This window comes from Mesorhizobium sp. M7A.F.Ca.CA.002.09.1.1 (genome assembly GCF_003998555.1).
Taxonomy (GTDB): domain Bacteria; phylum Pseudomonadota; class Alphaproteobacteria; order Rhizobiales; family Rhizobiaceae; genus Mesorhizobium; species Mesorhizobium ciceri.
Genome location: NZ_RZRR01001356.1, coordinates 1 through 947 on the forward strand (window position 1 = coordinate 1; position 947 = coordinate 947).

Annotated in this window: 1 protein-coding gene and 1 pseudogene; both read right to left on the reverse strand. The window is 64.6% G+C overall.

Annotated elements, in window-relative coordinates; genetic code table 11:
* Positions 1-709: pseudogene (locus EN994_RS33175) on the reverse strand (class I SAM-dependent RNA methyltransferase); the annotation flags it as partial.
* Positions 706-947: SAM-dependent methyltransferase (locus tag EN994_RS33180; protein ID WP_348631700.1), on the reverse strand; the 242-nt coding region annotated here is incomplete at its 5' end. The pseudogene EN994_RS33175 and the gene EN994_RS33180, both read right to left, overlap by 4 nt.

A 947-nucleotide genomic window follows, 5' to 3' on the forward strand; every position in this document is an offset into this window, starting at 1 on the left:
CGACAGCGACGCTGCCGAACATGACCACCGGCTTTTTCGGCTCGATAATGATTTCGTCATCGATGGACAGCCTGGCAAAGCCCTGCGCCATGACGAAGTTAGCCGCGATCCGGCGCTGGTGCTCCCCGAGCTTGCCGGATTCGTGAACCGCGACATCGAGCCCCGAACCGGTCACGGTGACCGCCAGCCGGAACGATTTGGCGGTTGCGCAGACCAATTCGGCGAGCGCCTTCAAGCGATCGAGCGCGGCAACGATCTCCGGCAGCGAGATCGGGCATTCCGATATGGCGACGATCTCCGGCGACAGATGGCGATGGAAGCCGAGCAGCATGCCTGTCTCGGTGCGCCGGGCGGCAAGCACGACACGGCGGCGCGTCTGCGGTGCGCAGGCGACCAGGTCACCGATCTCGCAATCGATGCCCTTGCCCTTCAGGATGTGCGCCACTTTTTCGCGCTTCCACTGGCGATAGGCTTCGGCTTCGAAATGCTGGAGCGCGCAACCGCCGCATTCGGTGAAGTGGCGGCAGGCGGGATCGATGCGCAGCGGCGATGCTTCCAGCACCGCCATCAGCATGGCGCGATCCCTTTCGCGCGCGGCGGTGACCGTTTCACCGGGCAGTGTGAAGGGAATGAACAGATCGCCTGTCTCGGTCTCGGCGACACCGTCGCCCTGGGCGCCAAGTTTCCTGATGCTGAAGCGCGCGCTCATCGGTCCTTGATCCCACCGAGCAGGAATTCGCGATTGCCGTCGCCGCCATCGATCGGCGACAGATGCAGCCCCAGCGAGCGCCAGCCGGGAACGGAGTCCAGCCAATCCTGCAGCAGGCCGGCGACACGGGCGGCGTCGAAGGGATCCTTCAACAGACCACCCTTGCCGATCGCTTCCCTGCCGGCCTCGAATTGCGGCTTGACCAGAAACATGGCCTTTGCGCCAGCCTTGGCCAGAC